The organism is Portibacter marinus (assembly GCF_021533195.1).
In the GTDB taxonomy this organism is placed as follows: Bacteria; Bacteroidota; Bacteroidia; order Chitinophagales; family Saprospiraceae; genus Portibacter; species Portibacter marinus.
This window is the reverse complement of the sequence record NZ_JAJNKB010000006.1, coordinates 110,200-130,898: the sequence shown is the minus strand read 5'-3', so window position 1 is coordinate 130,898 and position 20,699 is coordinate 110,200. Positions and strand designations below refer to the sequence as shown.

Annotated in this window: 22 protein-coding genes; 14 read left to right on the top strand and 8 right to left on the bottom strand. The window is 39.1% G+C overall.

Annotated elements, in window-relative coordinates; translation table 11 throughout:
* Both L2567_RS14540 and L2567_RS14535 read left to right on the top strand, forming a co-directional pair.
* The gene (locus L2567_RS14540) at positions 1–696 is read left to right on the top strand and encodes a response regulator transcription factor (RefSeq protein ID WP_235298525.1); all 696 of its coding nucleotides are present in this window, start codon (positions 1–3) and stop codon (positions 694–696) included.
* Positions 697–1,665, top strand: coding sequence for a hypothetical protein (locus L2567_RS14535; RefSeq protein ID WP_235298524.1), 969 nt, complete (start codon positions 697–699; stop codon positions 1,663–1,665).
* 8 nt (positions 1,666–1,673) lie between these two features.
* Here the strand turns inward: L2567_RS14535 and L2567_RS14530 are convergent, their stop codons facing one another.
* Genes L2567_RS14530 through dtd form a run of 4 tightly spaced genes read right to left on the bottom strand, consistent with a single transcriptional unit; the run spans position 1,674 to position 4,604 of the window.
* Positions 1,674–3,056 carry a Gfo/Idh/MocA family protein gene (locus L2567_RS14530; RefSeq protein ID WP_235298523.1) on the bottom strand — a complete coding sequence of 461 codons (1,383 nt, stop codon included), beginning with the start codon at positions 3,054–3,056 and terminating at the stop codon, positions 1,674–1,676.
* The gene (locus L2567_RS14525) at positions 3,053–3,817 is read right to left on the bottom strand and encodes a creatininase family protein (protein WP_235298522.1); all 765 of its coding nucleotides are present in this window, start codon (positions 3,815–3,817) and stop codon (positions 3,053–3,055) included. Before L2567_RS14525 ends, L2567_RS14530 begins: the two co-directional genes overlap by 4 nt.
* The gene (locus tag L2567_RS14520; protein WP_235298521.1) at positions 3,814–4,152 is read right to left on the bottom strand and encodes a nucleotide pyrophosphohydrolase; all 339 of its coding nucleotides are present in this window, start codon (positions 4,150–4,152) and stop codon (positions 3,814–3,816) included. The genes L2567_RS14525 and L2567_RS14520 overlap by 4 nt, the downstream gene beginning before the upstream one ends.
* Positions 4,152–4,604 (bottom strand): D-aminoacyl-tRNA deacylase, encoded by a 453-nt coding sequence (gene dtd / locus L2567_RS14515; RefSeq protein WP_235298520.1) that lies wholly within the window; start codon positions 4,602–4,604, stop codon positions 4,152–4,154. The genes L2567_RS14520 and dtd overlap by 1 nt, the downstream gene beginning before the upstream one ends.
* A 129-nt stretch (positions 4,605–4,733) precedes the next feature.
* On the opposite strand from dtd, the gene L2567_RS14510 reads away from it, so the two are divergent.
* Positions 4,734–5,720 (top strand): hypothetical protein, encoded by a 987-nt coding sequence (locus L2567_RS14510; RefSeq protein WP_235298519.1) that lies wholly within the window; start codon positions 4,734–4,736, stop codon positions 5,718–5,720.
* A gap of 2 nt (positions 5,721–5,722) precedes the next feature.
* Here the strand turns inward: L2567_RS14510 and L2567_RS14505 are convergent, their stop codons facing one another.
* Together L2567_RS14505 and L2567_RS14500 are read right to left on the bottom strand one after the other, a co-directional pair.
* The gene (locus L2567_RS14505) at positions 5,723–6,256 is read right to left on the bottom strand and encodes an aminotransferase class IV (RefSeq protein WP_235298518.1); all 534 of its coding nucleotides are present in this window, start codon (positions 6,254–6,256) and stop codon (positions 5,723–5,725) included.
* Positions 6,257–6,302: 46 nt separating this feature from the next.
* The gene (locus L2567_RS14500; protein WP_235298517.1) at positions 6,303–7,265 is read right to left on the bottom strand and encodes an aminodeoxychorismate synthase component I; all 963 of its coding nucleotides are present in this window, start codon (positions 7,263–7,265) and stop codon (positions 6,303–6,305) included.
* A gap of 145 nt (positions 7,266–7,410) precedes the next feature.
* Here L2567_RS14500 and L2567_RS14495 point away from each other — a divergent pair, with 145 nt between their 5' ends.
* The 7 genes from L2567_RS14495 to recA all read left to right on the top strand — a co-directional run bounded on the left by L2567_RS14495 (position 7,411) and on the right by recA (position 15,979).
* A complete protein-coding gene (locus L2567_RS14495) occupies positions 7,411–11,082 on the top strand; it encodes a family 16 glycoside hydrolase (protein WP_235298516.1) in 3,672 nt (1,223 codons plus the stop codon).
* 59 nt (positions 11,083–11,141) lie between these two features.
* Positions 11,142–12,275: a Gfo/Idh/MocA family protein gene (locus tag L2567_RS14490; protein WP_406626707.1), complete on the top strand. Its 1,134-nt coding sequence runs from the start codon at positions 11,142–11,144 to the stop codon at positions 12,273–12,275.
* 70 nt (positions 12,276–12,345) lie between these two features.
* Positions 12,346–12,822, top strand: a complete 477-nt coding sequence (locus L2567_RS14485) for a DUF4920 domain-containing protein (protein ID WP_235298514.1) — start codon at positions 12,346–12,348, stop codon at positions 12,820–12,822.
* Positions 12,819–13,430: a trimeric intracellular cation channel family protein gene (locus L2567_RS14480; protein ID WP_235298513.1), complete on the top strand. Its 612-nt coding sequence runs from the start codon at positions 12,819–12,821 to the stop codon at positions 13,428–13,430. Before L2567_RS14485 ends, L2567_RS14480 begins: the two co-directional genes overlap by 4 nt.
* A gap of 144 nt (positions 13,431–13,574) precedes the next feature.
* Positions 13,575–13,916 (top strand): hypothetical protein, encoded by a 342-nt coding sequence (locus tag L2567_RS14475; protein ID WP_235298512.1) that lies wholly within the window; start codon positions 13,575–13,577, stop codon positions 13,914–13,916.
* A gap of 225 nt (positions 13,917–14,141) precedes the next feature.
* Positions 14,142–14,672, top strand: coding sequence for a dihydrofolate reductase family protein (locus tag L2567_RS14470; RefSeq protein WP_235298511.1), 531 nt, complete (start codon positions 14,142–14,144; stop codon positions 14,670–14,672).
* 272 nt (positions 14,673–14,944) lie between these two features.
* Positions 14,945–15,979 carry a recombinase RecA gene (recA, locus tag L2567_RS14465; protein WP_235298510.1) on the top strand — a complete coding sequence of 345 codons (1,035 nt, stop codon included), beginning with the start codon at positions 14,945–14,947 and terminating at the stop codon, positions 15,977–15,979.
* 206 nt (positions 15,980–16,185) lie between these two features.
* Here recA and L2567_RS14460 read toward each other — a convergent pair whose 3' ends face one another.
* The gene (locus L2567_RS14460; protein WP_235298509.1) at positions 16,186–17,007 is read right to left on the bottom strand and encodes an endonuclease/exonuclease/phosphatase family protein; all 822 of its coding nucleotides are present in this window, start codon (positions 17,005–17,007) and stop codon (positions 16,186–16,188) included.
* On the bottom strand, positions 17,000–17,572 hold the full coding sequence (locus L2567_RS14455; RefSeq protein WP_235298508.1) for a RidA family protein: 573 nt from the start codon (positions 17,570–17,572) through the stop codon (positions 17,000–17,002). The genes L2567_RS14460 and L2567_RS14455 overlap by 8 nt, the downstream gene beginning before the upstream one ends.
* A 55-nt stretch (positions 17,573–17,627) precedes the next feature.
* On the opposite strand from L2567_RS14455, the gene pdeM reads away from it, so the two are divergent.
* From pdeM to prfA, 4 genes are all read left to right on the top strand, one after another.
* Positions 17,628–18,287, top strand: a complete 660-nt coding sequence (gene pdeM / locus L2567_RS14450) for a ligase-associated DNA damage response endonuclease PdeM (RefSeq protein ID WP_235298507.1) — start codon at positions 17,628–17,630, stop codon at positions 18,285–18,287.
* Between the two features lie 249 nt (positions 18,288–18,536).
* Positions 18,537–19,130 (top strand): sigma-70 family RNA polymerase sigma factor, encoded by a 594-nt coding sequence (locus L2567_RS14445; protein ID WP_235298506.1) that lies wholly within the window; start codon positions 18,537–18,539, stop codon positions 19,128–19,130.
* A 107-nt stretch (positions 19,131–19,237) separates the two neighbouring features.
* Positions 19,238–19,477 carry a hypothetical protein gene (locus L2567_RS14440; protein WP_235298505.1) on the top strand — a complete coding sequence of 80 codons (240 nt, stop codon included), beginning with the start codon at positions 19,238–19,240 and terminating at the stop codon, positions 19,475–19,477.
* 146 nt (positions 19,478–19,623) lie between these two features.
* Complete coding sequence (prfA, locus tag L2567_RS14435) at positions 19,624–20,694, top strand: peptide chain release factor 1 (protein ID WP_235298504.1); 1,071 nt, start codon at positions 19,624–19,626, stop codon at positions 20,692–20,694.
* The last annotated feature ends 5 nt before the right edge of the window (positions 20,695–20,699 follow it).

Genomic DNA, 20,699 nt, shown 5'->3' with positions numbered 1-20,699 from the left:
ATGGATACAAAGGCAAAAATCTTTTACGTAGAGGATGATCAAACCCTGGGATTTGTCACTAAAGACAACCTGGAGTTGAGTGGATTTGAAGTCGAGCATTATGTAAATGGTAATCAGGCCATCAAAAATTTCGATCCCCTTGAGTATGATTTATGTCTGCTAGATGTAATGTTGCCTGGAATTGATGGTTTTGAGCTGGCTAAAAGAATAAGAAAACAAAGCATACAAATTCCCATCATTTTTCTGACGGCTAAATCGATGAAAGAAGATCGAATAGAAGGATTGCTGTTGGGAGGTGATGATTATATTACAAAGCCTTTCAGTATAGAAGAACTAATTCTCAAGATTAACGTTTTTCTAAGGCGCAAGGAGATCGTCGGTAATACCTCTAATTCTGAATTTGAAGTGGGTAAATACGTTCTGGATTACAAGAATCTACGTTTAAACCTTGGTGATACATCTAAAAAATTGACACTCAAAGAGGCAGAGCTGCTTAAGTTTTTAGTGAGCCACAAGAACCAGGTGGTGAAAAGATCTGACATATTGGTTGCAGTATGGGGAAAAGATGATTATTTTTTAGGTAGAAGCCTTGATGTATTCATTTCAAGGCTTAGAAAGTATCTAAAAGAGGATAATCACATAGAAATATCAAACCGCCATGGGGTGGGTTTTGTTTTTAAAATAGAAGAAGAATAAATGAAGTATTTAATAGTAGCAGTATTATGCTTGGCAGGCATCATTGCCATTTCCATCAGAGAAACAGATCTTACTGAGATAGCTGAAATACCGATAGATATTGTTAATAATAGTTCTAATACCGCTGAAGTGACAGGAAAAGATGAATTAAATCCGGAATGGAAAGAATATTGGTACTCAGGTGTTGCTGAGTTGTCAGGATATGATCTGGAGCAATCCAGGTATGGAGAAATTCATAAAGGTTCAGCCACCATGATATTTGTCACTGAGCCATTCTCACGAAAGAAACAAGTTAAACTCGACAATCCAGGTCCTGCTGGGAGTGATAAAGTTTCAGTACTCAAGCTCAATTTTACCAGAAATTTCTTGACCGGAATTTACCCTTACAGTCTGATGACTTCTGTCTTCAATCCGGTTAACACTGATGAATATCAAAATGCACTTAAACTTACGATGAGCGGTCAGGAATGGTGTGGCCAGGTATTTCTTCAACTCAATAAAGATGGAGGACAGTTTGATGTTAAAAGTTATTCTTACTTTGAATCAGAAGGGGATGAATTTTTCTCGGTCAATGGCGCCTATTTAGAAGATGAGCTCTATAATCTGATCCGATTTGATGCTGGACTTTTGCCCTTAGGAGAAATAGAGATTATTCCATCTGCAGTAGTTAGCCGATTGATGCACCAGGAACTCAAACCATACAAAGCCATCGCCAGACTACAAAAAACAGATTGGCGTGGAAAAGAGGTTAATGTATACAGCCTTAAATACTCTGAAAGTAATCGTATGCTTCGCATATATTTTGGTTCAGAATTTCCTCGTTTAATAGAAGGCTGGGAGGATACCTATGCTGGCTATGGCAGCGAACCTCTAACCAGCGTTGCTGTAAGAAAAAATACCATTCAACAGGATTATTGGAATAAGAACAGCAATGAGTTTCGCAATCTAAATAAGAAACTATACCAGTGATACTGGCCCTAATCTTTTAATTCCATTTTAACCGGATCCCATAATATAGCCTTGTTTTCAAAGTAACTTTTATTTGCCGCAAGAGATGGAGCTGCTGCCCTTAGACCAAACGTCGCATCTTCTACTACTTCTTCTTTTCCCTCAATAGCATTATACCAGTTCATGAAATGTGCCTTGTGCGCATTAAAACCTTCGGGTCTCTGAAAAACTACCTCTGAATCTTTTCTTACAGGTTTACTTGGATTTGGGTACTGAACATTGTACCACTCTTCAAAATGTTTTTGCTCGTTGGCTGAAAAGGTAGTGAATGAATCCCATCCACCATATCCTGGAGCATCACTCATTTTGCTTTGACTCAGGATAACACGATCTCCTTTAATTTCAATGACACCTTCCGTGCCAATGATCTTAAACTCGCCTCCTCCACCTCCACCATCGATGAAATTTACTTTCAACATCATATTAAAAGCAGGGTGCTGCTCAGATTCAGGATAATCAAACATGGCCAGCATCACATCAGGAACATCTCTGCCATCATCCCAATATCTTAATCCTCCTGAAGCATATATCTTCTCCGGTCCTTCACTATTCAAGATGTAGTGCATTCCTGAAAATAAATGAACAAAGAGGTCACCCGCCACACCAGTTCCGTAGGCTCTGTAGTTACGCCATCTAAAAAAGTGCTCAGGATTGAAAGGAACCTTCGGTGCATCTCCCAGATATAAATCCCACGCAATGGATTCTTCACTGGCATCTCTGGGAATAGAATACTGCCAGGCTCCATTTGCCGATTGTCTGTTAAAGGCAGCCTCTGCCAGAACCAGATCACCGATTACCCCCTCCCGATAAAGGTCTCTGGCTTTTTTATACACAAGACTGCTAACTCTTTGGCTTCCAATCTGAACTTTTTTTCCTGACTTTCTCTCTGCTTCAATTACTGATTTCCCCTCCTCTATATGGTGAATCATCGGCTTCTCAAGATAAAGATGATGACCAGAGGCCAATACATCTTTTGCTATGTGGTCATGCCAATGGTCGGTCGTAGAAACGATCACGGCATCCAGATCATTTCTAGCCAGTAAATCCTTGTAATTTTGATAGGTGTCAATGTGGTCTCCGAATACTTCCTTGGTTCTTTCCAGTCGACCCTTATACAGATCACAAGCTGCTATCAATTTCGCGCCTTCTACAGACGTAGCAGTTGTCACATTGTTAAAACCCATAATTCCCATTCCAATGGCTCCCAATCGTATTTCACGGTCTAATCTATAGGTTTGGTGATCTTGTAAAAAACTTATCTGCTCGGTTTTCAACCAATCGTTTCCCATTGCCGTCGCTACAAAGCTGGTCCCCGCCAGGGTTTTTACAAACTTTCTTCTGGATTGCTTCATTTGTATAAATTTTTAAGATTAGCAGAACTAAGGTCAATCATTAATTCACTTACTTTATCAGTCACATCATCGAAAAACCTTTTTCCCTTCTCAGGACTGGATCTTCTGGGATCTCCTATTCCGGTATCTTTAGTCACACTGGTCCATTGTCGCTCTGCCCACGCCCAAGACTCATTGAGTGCTTCTACAGTCCACTTTTTCGAGGCTCCATCTCCAGCTTCATTAAGCGGAGCAACAAGGTCTGGCGTGAAATGCATCATCAATGAAGTTTCCATTTCATCAGCATGATCACCATCTGCAATATCAAAATACTCAGATTTATTTAAAGCCTGAAACCAATTGCAAAAAGAAAGAAACATTTTTGGGAAATGCAGTCCGATTTCTCTAAGAATAGGTTTAAAATTGTTACCACCATGTGAGTTTAAAATCAAAAGCTTGTGGATTCCCTGCCTGTCCAAAACGGTCACTATATCTTCTAAAACCGCTTTCTGAGTACTGGGCATCATATTAATATCTAGCAGGACATCGGCCTGTCCGGTATTGACCCCAAAAGGAATAGTGGGGAGCACAATCACTTTTGCACCTTTTTGGTAGGCTTTCCTGGCGGACTCAGCTGCTATGTGGTCTGCTTCTATGATGTCCGTAGCGTAAGGAAGATGGTAGTTATGTGCTTCCGTTGCACCCCAGGGAAGTACTGCCAGATTAAACTCTTGTTCTTTAATGTATTTCCAATTACATTCAGCAAGCAAATAAGGTCTCATTTCTTTAATTTTTGATTTTTTTCATGTCTGCTAGCATCACGGTCTGTTTTTTTCTTTAAGTTTTTCAGCAGTGCAGCTTCTAGATCGATTTCCATTTGGTTGGCCATACAGATGAGTACAAACATTACATCTGCCATTTCATCAGCGAGCATTTCTTTTGCGGGCTTCTCAGGATTGACCTTGAATGATTGCTCGCCATATGTTCTGGCTACAATTCTGGCCAACTCACCCACCTCCTCTGTAAGCATGGCCATGTTGGTTAGTTCATTAAAGTATCGTATACCATAATCCTCGATCCATTTGTGCACCTTTTCTTGGGCTTCATTTATCTGCATTATGCCTTGTTTTTACTGTCAATCGATATGGTCACCGGGCCGTCATTAACAAGTTTCACTTTCATATCGGCACCAAAAATACCAGCTTTTGGCTGGATGGCGGTTTCTTTTTCCCATTGCTCTAAAAAATTATGATATATAGGGATAGCCACTTCAGGTTTCGCAGCCTGAATGTATGATGGTCGATTTCCTTTTCGGGTGGAGGCAAATAAAGTGAATTGACTAATGATCAAAATTTCACCTTGAATATCTAGCAAGGATTTGTTCATGACCCCGGATTCATCATTAAATATTCTCATTTGGCTGATTTTTCTGATGATCCAGGACGCATCTTGATGACTATCCGCATCCTCAATTCCTAAAAGGACCATCAAGCCATTTGAAATCTGATTGTGTATGGAGCCCTCGATTTTAACCGACGCTTCTGTGACTCTCTGTATAATTGCTCGCATATATTTTATGGTAATTGACTGTCTTAACTGTGTTAAAGTTTGGCTTTGTATTTGCAAAGCTAGGGGTATGGTGGCACATATTGTGTCTCTAAACCACATAAAATAGGAAGACGACCTTAATTATTTAATATGAAAACCCTCGTATTCTACTTTAAGAGCAGGGGTTTAGTCACCTTTTTAGCTCTATTCTTAACAGCTTCTATGCTGTCAGGGCAAAACCATGGCATTTATAAAAAGCTTTATTCTTCAATATATTTATCAAATAACGGATCTTCAGACTTTCTTAAAAAGTCCAGAAACCACAAACCTGCGTTAAAATCTTTGTCTAATAATTTCTATGACGATAAAAGTGCACGTTGCAGGTCAAAAGCTTATGCTCTATCCCGAAATATTTACAACTATACGGATAAAAAAGAATTGAAACAACAGGTAGTAGAAGACCATCTTAGCGCTTGCCTCAATGATCGAAGCCCTTATCTAAGATATAGACTGGGCAATCATTTGATTCAATTTGAGAAAGAAGATTTCAATGATATGTCAGTTACAATGATTAAGGAACTGATTGCCATTGATCAAAATAGAAAGCACTATGTAGTCTTAGCCGGCTATATGAACCTTGACGAAGCCATTCCGGATATATCTCAGTTTACGGAAGACGATATTATCAAAGAGTGGGATATTGTACAGGGCCTTGCCAGAGTAGGAAATCCGGAAGCACTCGCGATTTGTACCAAAATAATGAAAGAATACCCCTTGGATAAGAGATTTTTTGATAAACTTTTGCCCGGGCTTTCTTATACCAATGATCGTCAGATTTTCGACCTGATTATAGATGAAATACTTAGTGATGATAATACGGAACTCATAGGTCAAAGGTTAAAAGACTATCAGCGTTATTTTCTGCTGAAGAGCATCATGCCATTGATCTATGAATACCCCTTTAGCTTCGTCGATGAATCCCAACTTATGGAGGATGAGTTTTACCATCAGCTGGAATATGCGATGGACTGGTTGAGAAAGAACCGAGAAAGCTATACGCTGATCCACATGGAAAGTTCAATGCTTCAGAAAAAGAGTCCCTACATTTCTGATGAACTTACAACTTCTATGAAATAGTTTTAAAACAAACTAACATTTCGTTGAATTACCACAGAATCGTGACCAGTCCATTCCAATAAAGCATTAAAGAGCTTTATTCTATGAAAAGAATGAATAGTTTCTTTCGAAATATTTGCTTTAACTAATTTTTCGTTCATTAAAAGTTTGGATCTGTACGTTCCTTCTAAAAGCGGTTGGTTCGGCGTATACCAGATTCCATTTTTTAATACAGCAACATTGGCGTAAAAACTATCCGTCAACAAACCATTCTTAAAAATTAAGATATCGTCTGCCTTACCCCGCTGATTATATAATTCCTTTAATGAACTTCTGTCTGCATACTTATAAGTATAGTTCAGCTTATTACCATCTACCATTTTGAAAGATTGAGGCTGGCGAAACACATAATGTTCAAATTCAATTCTTTCGATCATTCTTCCATAAAGCACCCTGCATTTAACTATTCCTATTCTGAATTCTAGAGGCACTTCTATTACTTGCTTTAGGTCAATGTTTCTTATTTCTTGAAAATGATGATTTCTGGTGTCATTCATTCTGCGCGAATGCCCATCCAGATTGATACGCCGTCCATTATGTATCTTAATTGTTTCTAAAAACAGGCACATAGATCTTATCAATTAATTCGGAATACTCGCTGTTTAGCTCACTCATAAAGGTAATTCCCCCTCCACTTCTATAGTAATACTGCTCTCCCCTTCGCTCTATAAATCTGATCATCACACCTGAATCAAGGCTTTGTCCATCAAAATAGCCCATGATTCCGGTATAAAATCCTCGCTTTTCTTTTTCAGCTCTCTTGATGATTTCAACCGTCTTCTTTTTTGGAGCGCCCGATATAGAACCAGCTGGCAAAATATTTTCGAACATATCCCCCACACGAGTGGTCCAATCCTCCGGCAGATCACCGCTAATTTCGCTGGATAATTGATAAAGCTTCTGTTTTTCTGACTCTACTGTTTCCAAATACCTGAATTTTTTAACCATTACATTTTCAGAAACGATGGATAAGTCGTTGCGAATCAAATCCACTATGGTATAGTGTTCAGACAATTCTTTTTCATTAGCAATAAGTTTTAGCGCTGCATTAGGCACATTTGCATTCGCCGTACCTTTCATGGGATAACTGGAAATGATGTTGTTCTTAATCCTAATAAAGGGTTCCGGGGAAAAACAAACAAATTCATCCTTATAGAACAATTTATATTTTGCTTTTGAATTAAGAAAAACGTCGAATAGCGTGTGTTCAATTTTAATTTCGGTGGCTTTGGTGAGATTTAGTAAAAAACTATTGCCATAATGCAATTCCCTATGAACCAAGTCGAATGCTTCTTTGTATTCCTTAAAGGGAGTTCGGCCTTTTTGAATGTTGATTCTTTGCGAACCGTACTTTATATTATGATTCTTAATGCCATTGACATCAAAAAAAACATCTTCCCATTCGTTCTTTTCAAGAACCAGAATATTTTCCAATTCAAAGTCTACCATGAAGAAGAAGGGCGTTTTTTGGCCTCCTAAAAAATTCATTTTTTCAAAGCCATTCATCGATCGATTAAGATTTTAGGAAAAGAATTATAAATTTTGATGCAAAGAAAATGAATTTATTGAGCATTAGTTTTTAAAATAAGGCAACGCTCCATGTTTACTCTTTTATTTTCTATATTCAAGCTCTTAAATCATATAACATAGAATGCGTAATTATTGTAAATTTTTAATCCTCATATTAACCATTGTCACTCTTTTTTCATGTGGAAAAGACGAAGTAGTTGTAGAGCAAGACAGCAGGGCACATTCTCCATGGGTTTTTCGGTCTGTATTGGATGACATGCCCAGGGCAATAACCTTTGCTCTTGGCGAAGATTTATGGGTTGCCTATTCTACTGAAAATGCGTCACTATACAAAGCATGGAAAGGCTCGGTCGATTTTGATGGAGCAGTATATACTTCAGCGCATGGGCCCCAACCAAAGATCATTGGGGATGCATATATTGTAAATAATCATGAAAATCCGTGGAGGGTCAAGAATGGAGATGAAATAGTTGAGGTTGATGCAGCCTACAAAGGGCACAAGATGATGGGCAATCAAGCCATCATGATGTACGAAATCACTACTCCAAGTAATCAAAAAGTGCAGGTGACTGAGCGTCCGGAAATGGTTCGTGATGAAAGCGGTAAAGTAGGCTTTGAAAGAACATTCACTGTCGAAGGACTACCCTCATCATTGGAGCTTGGACTTCGAACCAATGTATCTTCCATCCTTATTCCCTCCAACGTCCAGACCAACAGTAATTTTGAAATTATCGAGAGTGAGGAAGTATCTATCGATCAAATCACAGCCTTGCAACAGGATGGAATTTTGTGGATGAATACCACTGGACCAACGCAATTGACTACGACTTTTGCTACCAAGCCATTGATTGAAAATACGAAATACAGGAAAAAGGCCATGTCTTCATCAGCGAATGAAGGACTTGCACTGATTTCAGCCAGCGATTGCAGAACATGTCACAATGTAAGAATGAAGACTGTCGGCCCTGCATACATGACCATCGCCAGAAGATATGCTGCGACAGAGGACAACATTAATTACTTAAAAGGAAAAATAAGATCTGGAGGCAATGGTGTGTGGGGAGAGGCCGTTATGACAGCCCATCCCAATATTCCTGATAGCGACCTCGAAAAAATGGTTGACTATATTTTAGGATTGGTACCTGAAAGTGAAAAAGCAGGTGGTTCGACTACAGGTGTTATTTCTGCGGATGATTACCTAGAGCCTGTTGAAGTATCAGAAAATGATTTGATCTTGGGTGCTTTGGTGAAAGTGTATAGAGCTAGTCCAGGCATTCAAATACTTCCAGACTACAGAACATTGACTAGTCCTATTATGGGTGGTATTATGCCCAACTTTGACAACATGAATGATGGAAAGTTCACCGACCTAAGAGATAATTTTATCATAGTTTCTGAAGGCTTTCTCCATATTGAAGAGGATTCTGAAATTATCTTTAGAATGTGGAGCGACGATGGGTCGAAACTCTATATAAATGATGACTTGGTGATTGATTTGGATGGCACTCACGGTGTAGAAAGTAAGGATGCGAAGGTAGGTCTTAAACAAGGTCATCATAAATTTCGCATTGAGTACTTTAATGGTGCAGGAGGAAAGTTCTTGTCATTTAATTGGAAACCAAAAGATGCCGGAGCATTCGAAGTGGTTCCCCCTGCAGTGATTTACCATAATAGAAATAAGCAATCGGAGATAGAAGGCTTGTCATTGCCAATGGCTTCTATGAATACCATACCCGGTGATAAATCAGTATTAACTCAGGTGCATCCAAGCTTCACACTTAGTCAGGCAAGACCTGTTTCGTTTATGCCAAAGGTCGGAGGCATGGATTTCTTACCAGATGGTAGATTGGCCGTGAGTACCTGGGATGAAGAAGGAGGCGTTTATCTTTTGAGCAACGTAACCTCTGGAAATCCCTCTCAGATTACAGTTAAAAAAATTGCTTCTGGTTTAGCAGAACCTTTAGGTTTGAAAGTAGTAGACGGTGAAATCTACGTAATGCAGAAACAGGAATTGACTAAGCTTGTCGATACTAATGGCGATGAGATGATCGATGAATATATCACAGTAAGCAATGACTGGGATGTTTCCACCAATTTCCATGAGTTTGGTTTTGGGCTGGAATATCAGGACGGTCACTTTTACGCTACACTCGCCACAGCCATATTGCCGGGTGGAGCCAGTATGCAGCCTCAAATTCAAGACCGCGGAAAGGTCATAAAAATAAACAAGGAAACTGGTGCATTAGAATTCATTGCAGAAGGCCTCAGAACGCCTAACGGAATAGGAATAGGTGTAGATGATGAAATCTTTGTTGCTGACAATCAGGGAGATTGGCTTCCATCCAGCAAAATTGTGCATGTTACAGAAGGGGATTTTTTCGGAGGTCGTTCTGTAGATTTCGAAGGTACTGCCAATCTTGAAGAAAAAAATCCTCTGGTATGGTTGCCCCAAGATGAAATAGGAAACTCACCCTCCACTCCCTCTTATCTGAATGTAGGCCCTTATGAAGGACAAATGATTCATGGTGAGGTCACGCATGGTGGAATTAAAAGAGTATTTGTTGAAAAAATAAATGGTGAATATCAGGGAGCGGTATTCAGATTTACTCAAGGATTAGAAGCTGGAGTAAATCGAATCGTATGGGGACCAGATGACGCTCTTTACGTTGGAGGAGTAGGGAATCCGGGCAATTGGCAGAATGTGGGTACAAATTGGTACGGATTGCAACGACTGGCCTATAACGACACCTCTACATTTGAGATGCTTGCTGTCCGATCTCGTTCTAATGGACTGGAAATCGAATTCACCGAACCCTTAAGACCTGGCGAAGGATGGAATACTAATGCCTACGAAATCAGTCAATGGTACTATAAACCTACTGCTGAGTATGGAGGTCCCAAGTTGAACGAATCCAGGCTTCCTGTAAGATCTGCAAATGTATCAGAAGACAGAAGGAAAGTGTTTCTGGAGATCCCTGGAATAAGACAAGGTTATGTAGTATATGTACATCTGGATGAAATGTTTGTCAGTGATATGAACCACGACCTTTGGAGTACTGAGGCATGGTATACCATGAATAATATTTCATCTCAGCCCGGATTTAGAACAAACAGGCCTTTTTCGATCTCCGACAATACCCTTACACCCGCCGAGGAAGAGACAGGATGGGAATTACTTTTCAATGGAGAGAATACAGATGGTTGGAAGGGATACTTGAAAGAACAACCAGGCAGTAGCTGGGTGGTGGAAAATGGCCTGTTGACCTTAAAATCTGAGCAGCAAGACGATGGCAGCAGGAAAGCTATAGATGGAGGGGACATCATGACAGAAAAAACCTATAAAGATTTTGAATTTACAGTAGACTGGAAGATCTCTCCTTGCGGCAATAGTGGAATCATCTATTTTGTGCACGAATCCGAAGAGTTCGAGAATACCTACCGGACAGGCCCGGAAATGCAGATTCTGGATGATGCTTGTCACCCAGATACTAAGTATCCGACACATCGAGCAGGTGATCTTTACGATATGATTGAAGGCAAATACAAAACCGTTAAACCTGCAGGTGAATGGAACACTTCCAGAATTGTTTCTAAAGATGGAAAAATCGAGCACTGGCAGAATGGACGCAAAATTGTGGAATTTACCATGTTCGACGACTCATGGAAGCAGATGGTGGCCAATTCAAAGTTTGCAGACTGGAAGGGTTTCGGTGAATATAATGTAGGGCACATTGCTTTGCAAGACCACGATGATCCGGTCTATTTTAAGAATATCAAAATCAGAAAGCTGTAAAGGACAGATTATAAGTTGATTAGTAATATTAAAAATATATTGTTTTGAGAAAAATAAGAATGGGTATGGTCGGCGGAGGCCGAGGGGCATTCATTGGCGGCGTACATAGAATGGCAGCTGCCATTGATGGTCAAATAGAGTTGGTATGTGGAGCATTTTCTAGCAGTGCTGAAAAATCTAAGCTCTCTGGAAAGGATTTGTATTTACCGGAGGAAAGAGTCTACGGATCATATGAGGAAATGATCATGAAAGAAAAAGAACTTCCTGAAGATGTCAGGATGGATTTTATATCTATTGTCACTCCTAATCATATGCATTATGGTCCAGCGAAAATGGCCCTTGAAAATGGATTTCATGTGGTTTGTGACAAGCCCCTGTCTTTTGATATGGATGAGGCTATAGACTTGGTGAAAATTGTCAATGATACCGGATTGATCTTCGCATTGACCCACAATTACACTGGCTACCCGATGGTCAAACAGGCTAAAATGATGGTAAGTAATGGCGACATTGGAAAAGTGCGAAGGGTAGTGGTTGAGTATCCGCAGGGTTGGTTAAGCACCAAGTTAGAAGATTCAGACTCCAAACAAGCTTCATGGAGAACCGACCCTAAACGTTCAGGGGCTGCAGGTGCCATGGGAGATATTGGTACTCATGCTGAAAACCTGGCAGAATATATCACTGATCTTAAAATAGAATATCTCTGCGCTGATTTGCATGCGCACATTGAAGGAAGACAATTGGACGATGACGGTTCTGTGTTACTAAGATTTGAAAATGGAGCTCGCGGTGTACTTTATGCATCTCAGATTTCCGCAGGAGAAGAAAATGCTCTCGCGATAAGGGTTTACGGTACCAAAGCTGGTCTGGAATGGCATCAAATGGAGCCCAACACTTTAGTCGTAAAGCATTTAGATAAACCTATGGAAGTCATGAGGACCGGTGTGGGAGATCTCTATGAAGCCGCAACAGCACATACAAGGATTCCAGCTGGACATCCGGAAGGATATCTCGAAGCTTTTGGTAACATCTACAGGAATTTTGCTAAATGTGTGCAAGCTCGCCTGGCCGGTGAAGAAGTAGATGCTGTATATAAAGATTTTCCTACTGTAGAGGATGGATTAAGAGGCATGCAATTTATAGAAGCAGTTGTGGCCTCTTCTTCCAGTGACGAAAAGTGGTATAAGATGTAATTTATTCCCTCCTTTATAAACTATTTTGCCAACTATTGTAGTTAGTTTTGTGGACTTAAAATTGAAGAAAATGAAAAATGTCTTATTCTTACTATTACTGGTTGCCCAAATAGCCTGTGCTCAAAGTAAAGAAGTTGGTGTGACTGATGAAGGTACACACTTTGGAGAGATGATGGATGCAGCAGGTGCGATATCCTATGATGAGTTGCTTAAAAAACTGGAGACTAACCAGGAATTGGAAAATGTCAAAGTGATTGGAAAGGTAGAAGGCGTTTGTCAAGCAAAAGGTTGCTGGATGAATATCGTTTCAGAAACACCTGATACAGAACCAATGTTTGTAAAGTTCAAGGACTATGGTTTCTTTATGCCCAAGGATATAGCAGGCGAAATTGTTGTTATGCGAGGTAAGGCGTACAAAGAAGAGACCAGTGTCGATGAATTAAGGCATTATGCTGAAGATAATGGAGAATCCAAAGAAACGATTGCGGCCATTACCGAGCCTAAAGTTGAACTTAAGTTTATGGCAGATGCCGTTATTCTGAAGTGAGCATCATATATGCTATTGACCTGATAGGTACACTTGTCTTTGCTATAAGTGGTGTACTTACAGGGATCTCTAAGCGCTTCGATATTTTTGGAGCATCCGTATTGGGCTTTGTCACTTCTGTCGGAGGAGGTACACTTCGAGACATGTTAACTGGCTCCTTGCCAGTATCCTGGATTCAGGACATCAATTATGTATTGATCATTTTTCTGGCAGTTCCGCTTGTTTACTTTTTTCGCAAGACCATTCTCAAGTTGCGTAAAACTATGTTTTTATTTGATTCCATTGGAATCGGATTATTTACGGTTTTGGGTGTTCAAAAATGTCTTGATCTTGGTTTGTCACCTGTTATCTGCGTTTTAATGGGTGCAATTTCTGCTGTTTTTGGAGGTGTTTTGCGTGATACGCTCTCTAATGAAGTGCCGCTCATTTTCAGGAAAGAAATTTACGCTACTGCTTGTTTATTAGGTGGAATGGTCTATTTATTTATGAGCAGTTTGTCAATACCATTATATATCGCACAAGCGGGATCTGTATTGATTATCATCGTTATCAGGGTATTAGCTGTTAAAAATCATTGGTCACTCCATATACACAGGGAAAGCAAATAATTTTTTTCTACGGTATTTTTTCAATTTCTGTTGGTTGAAAATGACTTACTTAAGCAATCGAAAAAATTGTAATGTTTTCATGTGGGCGTCTTGAACCGCCCGTGATGATTGCGTTTGGCACAATTTCTGCACCTTGAAAAGTGCATGAATATCGAGGAATTAAATAGAAAGCATTTTTTAGAAACAGACATGTTCTACCGAGTAGGATATGGACTTTCTTCGAAGTTACTGGATTATAAAAATGGTGTAATCTATCTCGAAGTAGTGATCGGAAGAAAGTGGCGCAAATCTCACAATGCTACTGCACATGAGCTTGGAAATTGTTGGCGAAAAACTCATCCTGAGCTTAATGCAGCCATTGGATGTAAAGTGTTCATTATTGATACCCGACGCTTTCCTTACAAGAAATCTCTCTTAAACTCTGGTATTCAGGCTGAATACGATTCACGAAAAGGCGTTCTATTTTCTGAAAACTATCTTAATTAATCTAAGCGCTCCTCAATTTTGCTATCCGGCCACTTTTCATTTAGGCTAATAACATCTTCTTATAAAATCCCTTTTTAAAGAAATCTGTTTTTAATTTTTTGATCCTTCAATTTATCATTATATCTTTAGGTCCATAAAATTTTCTTAGTCATGATTTCTTAGATTTAGTACTGAACACCATAGTAAATACTTCCATTCTTTTTTATCATACTAAATCACAGGAAATTGAAAAAAATTATCTATTACGTAGCCACCTCTCTTGATGGTTACATCGCAGGAAGCAATGAAGACATCAGCCTTTTCGTAGGAGAAGGAAATGGTGTAGATTACTATCTGGCTGACCTCCAAAATTTTAAAACTGTAATCATGGGTCGAAAAACCTATGAATTCGGCTATAAGTTTGGTATGAAACCAGGCGATCTGGCTTACCCACATATGAAACATTATATATTTTCAGACAACCTGAAATTCGAAAGCGCTTCAGAAAATATTGAAGTTGCTAGTCTCAGTGTTGAAAAAATCAATGAGGTCAAAGAGGAGTCTGAAACCGATGTTTATCTATGTGGAGGAGGTCAACTAGCTGGCTGGATGCTTGATCATGGGCTAATCGATGAATTAAAATTGAAAATAAACCCAATTATTCTGGGTGAGGGTGTTCCCGTATTTGGCAGTTCTAAACGGTCCATTAAAATGGAATTAAAAGAGCAGTTATCCTTCGATCACGGATTGATTATGAATACTTATTTAATCAATTAGATCTATATGTGATTCTTATTATTACTAAGAAATCTATCAGCGAAGTAGGTAGTAATACAGAAAAAATTGTTTTTCGAGAAAAATTTTTTCTTTTTTTGGTAACGCAATTCAACTTTCAGATACTAAAATAATTAAGCGCTTATCTCTGCTTTTGTACGATCCGGATAAACGTCCGGAAAAGTAGATATGATGATAATCATCAATAAGTTCTTGTTCTTGTCAAGTATATATTAAATTTGTACTTATATTTAATTCTTTTAATATTAACAATTATGAGTAAAGATAATAAGCTCAAAGCTTTAAATCTAGCTATGGCTAGCATAGAGAAGAATTATGGTAAAGGAACCATAATGAAGCTAGGCGATAAACAGGTGGTGGATGCAGAGACGATACCTACTGGTTCGCTTGGATTAGACATTGCTTTAGGTGTAGGTGGATTTGCAAAGGGGAGAGTAATCGAAATATATGGTCCTGAATCATCCGGTAAAACCACTTTGGCCATTCATGCTATTGCAGAATGCCAAAAAAATGGAGGTATTGCTGCCTTTATAGATGCTGAACATGCATTCGACAGATTTTATGCAGAAGCATTAGGCGTTGATACAGAAAACCTTTTGATTTCACAACCTGACAATGGTGAACAGGCGCTAGAAATTGCAGAAAACTTGATTAGGTCAGGCGCAATTGACATTCTGGTAATAGACTCAGTTGCAGCATTGGTGCCGCGAAGTGAGATAGAAGGTGAAATGGGAGATTCAAAAATGGGTTTGCAGGCAAGATTGATGTCTCAAGCTATGAGGAAGCTAACTGGCTCCATAGGTAAGACAGGATGCTGCTGCATTTTTATTAATCAGTTGAGAGAGAAAATCGGTGTGATGTTTGGTAACCCTGAAACCACGACAGGTGGTAACGCACTTAAATTTTATGCATCCATGAGACTGGACATTCGACGCTCAGGTTCTGCTATAAAGGATAAGGAAGGGAATGTTGTTGGAAATCCGGTCAAAGTGAAGGTGGTAAAGAATAAATTAGCACCTCCATTTAAGATTGCTATGTTTGACATCATGTATGGTGAAGGTATTTCTAAAGTTGGTGAGATTGTTGATCTAGGTGTTGATGTAGAAGTAATACAGAAGTCGGGATCATGGTATAGCTATGATGGTACTAAGATTGCTCAGGGGCGTGAAGGTGCGAAACAATTTATGAGAGACAATCCCGAGTTGGCACTGGAAATCGAAAAGAAGATTAAAGCAAAATACAATGTTGGCGTAGAGAAGAAGGAAGCTGCTGCAGCACCTGCTTCATAAACGCGAACCGATCCTTTTTGAGAACAAGGAAAGCTGGGCTTTTTCGATTGGAAAAGCCCTATTTTTACATCCTCAAGTGAGATCTTAGTTTTTGTATTCAAAATATCACGGTGTATGTCGTTACAGTTTGTTCTGATTCTCGCACACTGACTGAAATACTAAAAACCTGGCTTGGCTTAAGGCTATTCAATGGCCATAACTAAGAACTACGGTAGAAGTTGAAATGTAACCAAGTAGGCACAGTGATCTGAAGCAAGCGTATCACAAATTATTCTTCGCTCTACGACGCTCCATTTTGTGGAAGGTTTAAACATGATGTAATCAATTTTTTTATGAGGTTTATCAGAAGGGTAAGTAGCTTGTGGTGAGGCGACATCGTATGTTGATGTCCACACGTTTTCAAGCAACTCAATTTCTTCTGATGCAGGCTCAGCGTTTAGATCACCTGCAAGAATTACCGGATATGAATAGCTTTGGTATACTGAAGCCAACTTTTTTGCCTGAATAATACGGCCTTGTGGACCTTCATGTGCAAAATGAGTGCCCACGATTGCAATGGTATCACCTGATGGTAGTTCGACCACAATTTCTATCGCAGCCCTTGGTTCCTGATTGCCTACTGCTGGGAGAGCAATGTTTCTGGTTGAAATAAAAGAGTATTTCGAAAGCATCCCTTCACCGTACTCTCCTCCATCATAATACATTGCTCTAGCAAAGATAGGGATCATGGATGTCCTAGATCCCAACTCCATCACCAAATCTCTTTTGCCCGAACGATTAACTCTAAAATCTACTTCTTGCATGGCCACAAAGTCAGGATCAGCCTCTTTGATCACATTGGCTACCAGATCCAAATCCATGCTTCCGTTCGTTGTTCTTCCACCTAAGATATTGAAGGTTAATACGCTTATTTGTACAGAACTATCAGAATACTGTTGACAGAAAAGTGGGTTGAAAATCAGTATAGCAATCAATAAGACAAAAGCTCTATCAATTAGCTTTACATTTTGAGATTTCTTTTTAGTCATAAACTTCGACGATCATTTCAATTTCTACACAAATGTTGCGAGGTAAAGAAGCCATGCCCACAGCTGCCCTGGCATGTTTTCCTCTTTCTCCAAAAACCTCTACCATCACATTGCTAAATCCATTGACCACCTCAGGCTGATTACCAAAATCATCCGTGCTATTCACCATGCCTAAAACTTTGACGACCCTCTTCACTCTATTCAAATCGCCCAAGTGATCTTTGAGTACTGAAAGTTGAGCACTTGCTACGAGCCTTGCTGCTTCATACCCCTGCTCAATGCTTAAGTCTTGCCCTACCTTACCAGTTACATAGTTCCCCTCAGAATCTTTAGGTCCTTTTCCCGCTAAAAACAAAAGGTTTCCTGTCTGAACAATATTTACATAATTCGCAACAGGTGGAGACACCTCAGCCAGCACAATACCCAAAGAGTCCAATTTGGATTCATAATCAATACCAGCCATTCTCTCTTTTGGAGCTTGCTCTTCATCATTGGTTGGGTCGGTTGAACCGGATGTTATGCAAGACAACATTGACATACACACTAAAACATAGAGAATTTTCATATATAATTTGATTTTACCTTCTTAAAACTATGAAATTCTATATTACCTTTGCACAATGCCACAAAGTTTATGCACACATTCTCAATTGGTGCTCGTCCAAAATGAAGAATTTGAATTGTTATGTGAACGTGCCATCTATTGGAAGAAGAAAAAAACCCTTCTTATAGCGGACTTACATATTGGAAAGGTGACACACTTTCGAAATAACAATATTCCTATTCCGCATCAAGCCGCTGAAAAAAACTTTCGAATTCTTGAGCATCTATTTTTGAAGTATCAACCTAAAACGGTCTATTTCTTAGGAGATTTGTTTCATAGTTATTACAATAAGGAATGGGATAGACTTTCCTTCTTACTTGCCAAATATCCCAAGATAAAGTTTGAATTGGTCACTGGTAATCATGATATTTTAAAAGATGAACACTATGTATTGGCAGGGATTTCATGTGTATCTGAAAAGGTAGTAGGTCCCTTTAAATTAACACATCATCCAGAGGAAGATTCATCCTACTATAATTTATGCGGTCATATTCATCCTGGAGTTAAAATGAGAGGTAGCGGCAGGCAGTATGTCAAGCTTCCGTGTTTTTACTTTGGAAAAAACCAGGGCATTCTTCCAGCTTTCGGAAATTTTACAGGAACGGCACCAGTTAAAATTCAGGAAGGTGATCGTATCTTCGCTTGTATCAAAGACCAGGTTTTATCAATAGTATAGAAAGTAAAAGCACTTCTCTACTAAGATCATTCACAACTACCATTTAAAATTTGAAGTTTTCATATGCTGAATCTTTGATGGAAGAGAGAATGTCACGAGGTAGACGCGATTTTCAATCCCTAATAAATTTCTATCTACGATTTTTTATCCTAATTTGTGAAGCCTTGGATCGGAACAATTATAAAATATAAAGGTTAGGTCTTCGAGAATTCATACAGAAAACATTGACCTTAAAAAGAAAAAAATAATTTGTCAGAAATAAAAGATAAAAATAACGTTTTCGAGAATGAGCTTCTTCCTCATATCGATTCCTTGAAAACCTTCGCCTTTCACCTTACCTACAATGAGAATGATGCCGATGATTTAGTGCAGGAAACCTATATGAAAGCCTATAGATTTATAGATAAGTACATCGAGGGAACTAATGCGAAGGCATGGCTGTTTAAGATTCTGAAGAACGCTTACATTAACGAATATCGTAAAAAAAGTAAGCGTCCTACAAAGGTAGATTTCGAAGATATTGTTAGCTATCACGATAGTGATGACAGTGGTTCGACAAGCTATTTGGACCTGAGAGAAGAAATCTTTCAGAATATGATGGGTGATGAAGTCACTATTGCAATCAATAGACTCCCCATAGACTTCAGAACCGTGATACTGTTGTGTGATGTAGAAGGATTCACATACGAAGAGATTTCCAAGATCATTAACGTTCCCATTGGAACGGTAAGATCTAGACTTTTTAGAGCAAGAAATATGCTCAAAGAAAAATTGAAAAGTTACGCTGAAAGCAAAGGTTATCGCGATGTTCGTGGAGCCAAAGCCGCAAGCCAGGAGGAATAAGTATTTAGGGATTGTTTGTGAAATTGCAGTCCCTGGTTCAAAATTTTTTTAATTTCTACTATTTATAGTAGAGCAGACTGTTATTATTTGTTATTAAATCTATACCAATGCAGAGCAGAACAAATGATCTTCAGGACTTCAGACAGCAAGTAGACTTGTATCTGGACAAAGCGCTTAATACTGAAGATGAAAGAGCGTTACTCGATAGAGTAAATCATGATCCGAATTATAGTCGGGTTCTTTCTAAAGAGCAAAATTTTAGGAAATTTATTAAGCAGAATGTCAAGCGCGCTGAAGCAAGCCCTGATTTCATTCAAGCCATTAAGAACAAAATTCGAATTGATTAGTTTTTAAGCCGATTTCGAATTTTAGACTTTATACCAAGAGCTACGCTGTTCTCTGGCATAGTACTTTACTTATTCAACAGTTATCTTCACTCCACTGTTAACTATTTGCTTATTTTTGCAGCCGCAAAAATAGAGAATACACAAATATGTTCGATAAATTAGAATCAATTCACCATCGCTTCAAAGGCCTGGAGGAACAAATGGCTGATCCTGAAATCATCAGCGATCAGAAACGCTTTATGAAAATCAATAAAGAATATAAAGACCTCAAGCCTATAGATGATGCCTACCATAGTTACAAGGAAATAAAAGAAGGCCTGGAAAGTGCGGAAGGATTATTAAATGACAAAGATCCTGAAATGAGAGAAATGGCCAAAATGGAATTGGAAAATCTCAAAGATCGTAAGGAGCAGTTGGATGAAGAAATTAAATTACTACTCATTCCTAAAGATCCAGATGACGATAAGAATGCGATCATGGAAATCAGGGCTGGAACCGGTGGTGACGAAGCTTCTATTTTTGCCGGAGACCTGCATCGAATGTATATGAAGTACTTCGAAACTATGGGCTGGAAGACGGAAACACTTTATGTCAATGAGGGCTCTGCAGGTGGGTTTAGCAAAATATCAGTTGAAGTAAAAGGTGAAGACGTATATGGCAAACTTAAGTTTGAATCCGGAGCTCATAGGGTGCAACGAGTTCCTAAAACAGAATCTCAAGGTAGGGTGCATACTTCTGCAGCTACCGTAGCAATAATGCCAATTTTCGAAATGGAAGACATTGACATCAATAAGGCAGATCTGAAGGTGGATACCTTTAGGGCCTCAGGAGCTGGTGGACAGCATGTCAATAAAACTGAATCCGGAGTTAGGTTTACTCACTTACCTACGGGAATTGTAGCAGAAAGTACAGATGGCCGGTCGCAAATCAAGAATAGAGAAATTGCCATGGGTCGCCTGTATCAAAAAATCCGAGAAGTTCAGCAGGCAGAATTTGACGACAAAGTGAGTTCTACCCGAAAGTCACTGGTAGGGTCAGGAGACCGGTCAGATAAAATCAGAACTTATAATTATCCTCAAAACAGAGTCACAGATCATAGGATAAATTTGACTTTATATAGCCTGGACAAGATCATTGAGGGCAGTATAGAAGAAATCATAGAGGCTTTGCAAGTTTACGAAAACACTGAAAAGATGAAAGAGGGGCTCACGATTTAATAGCG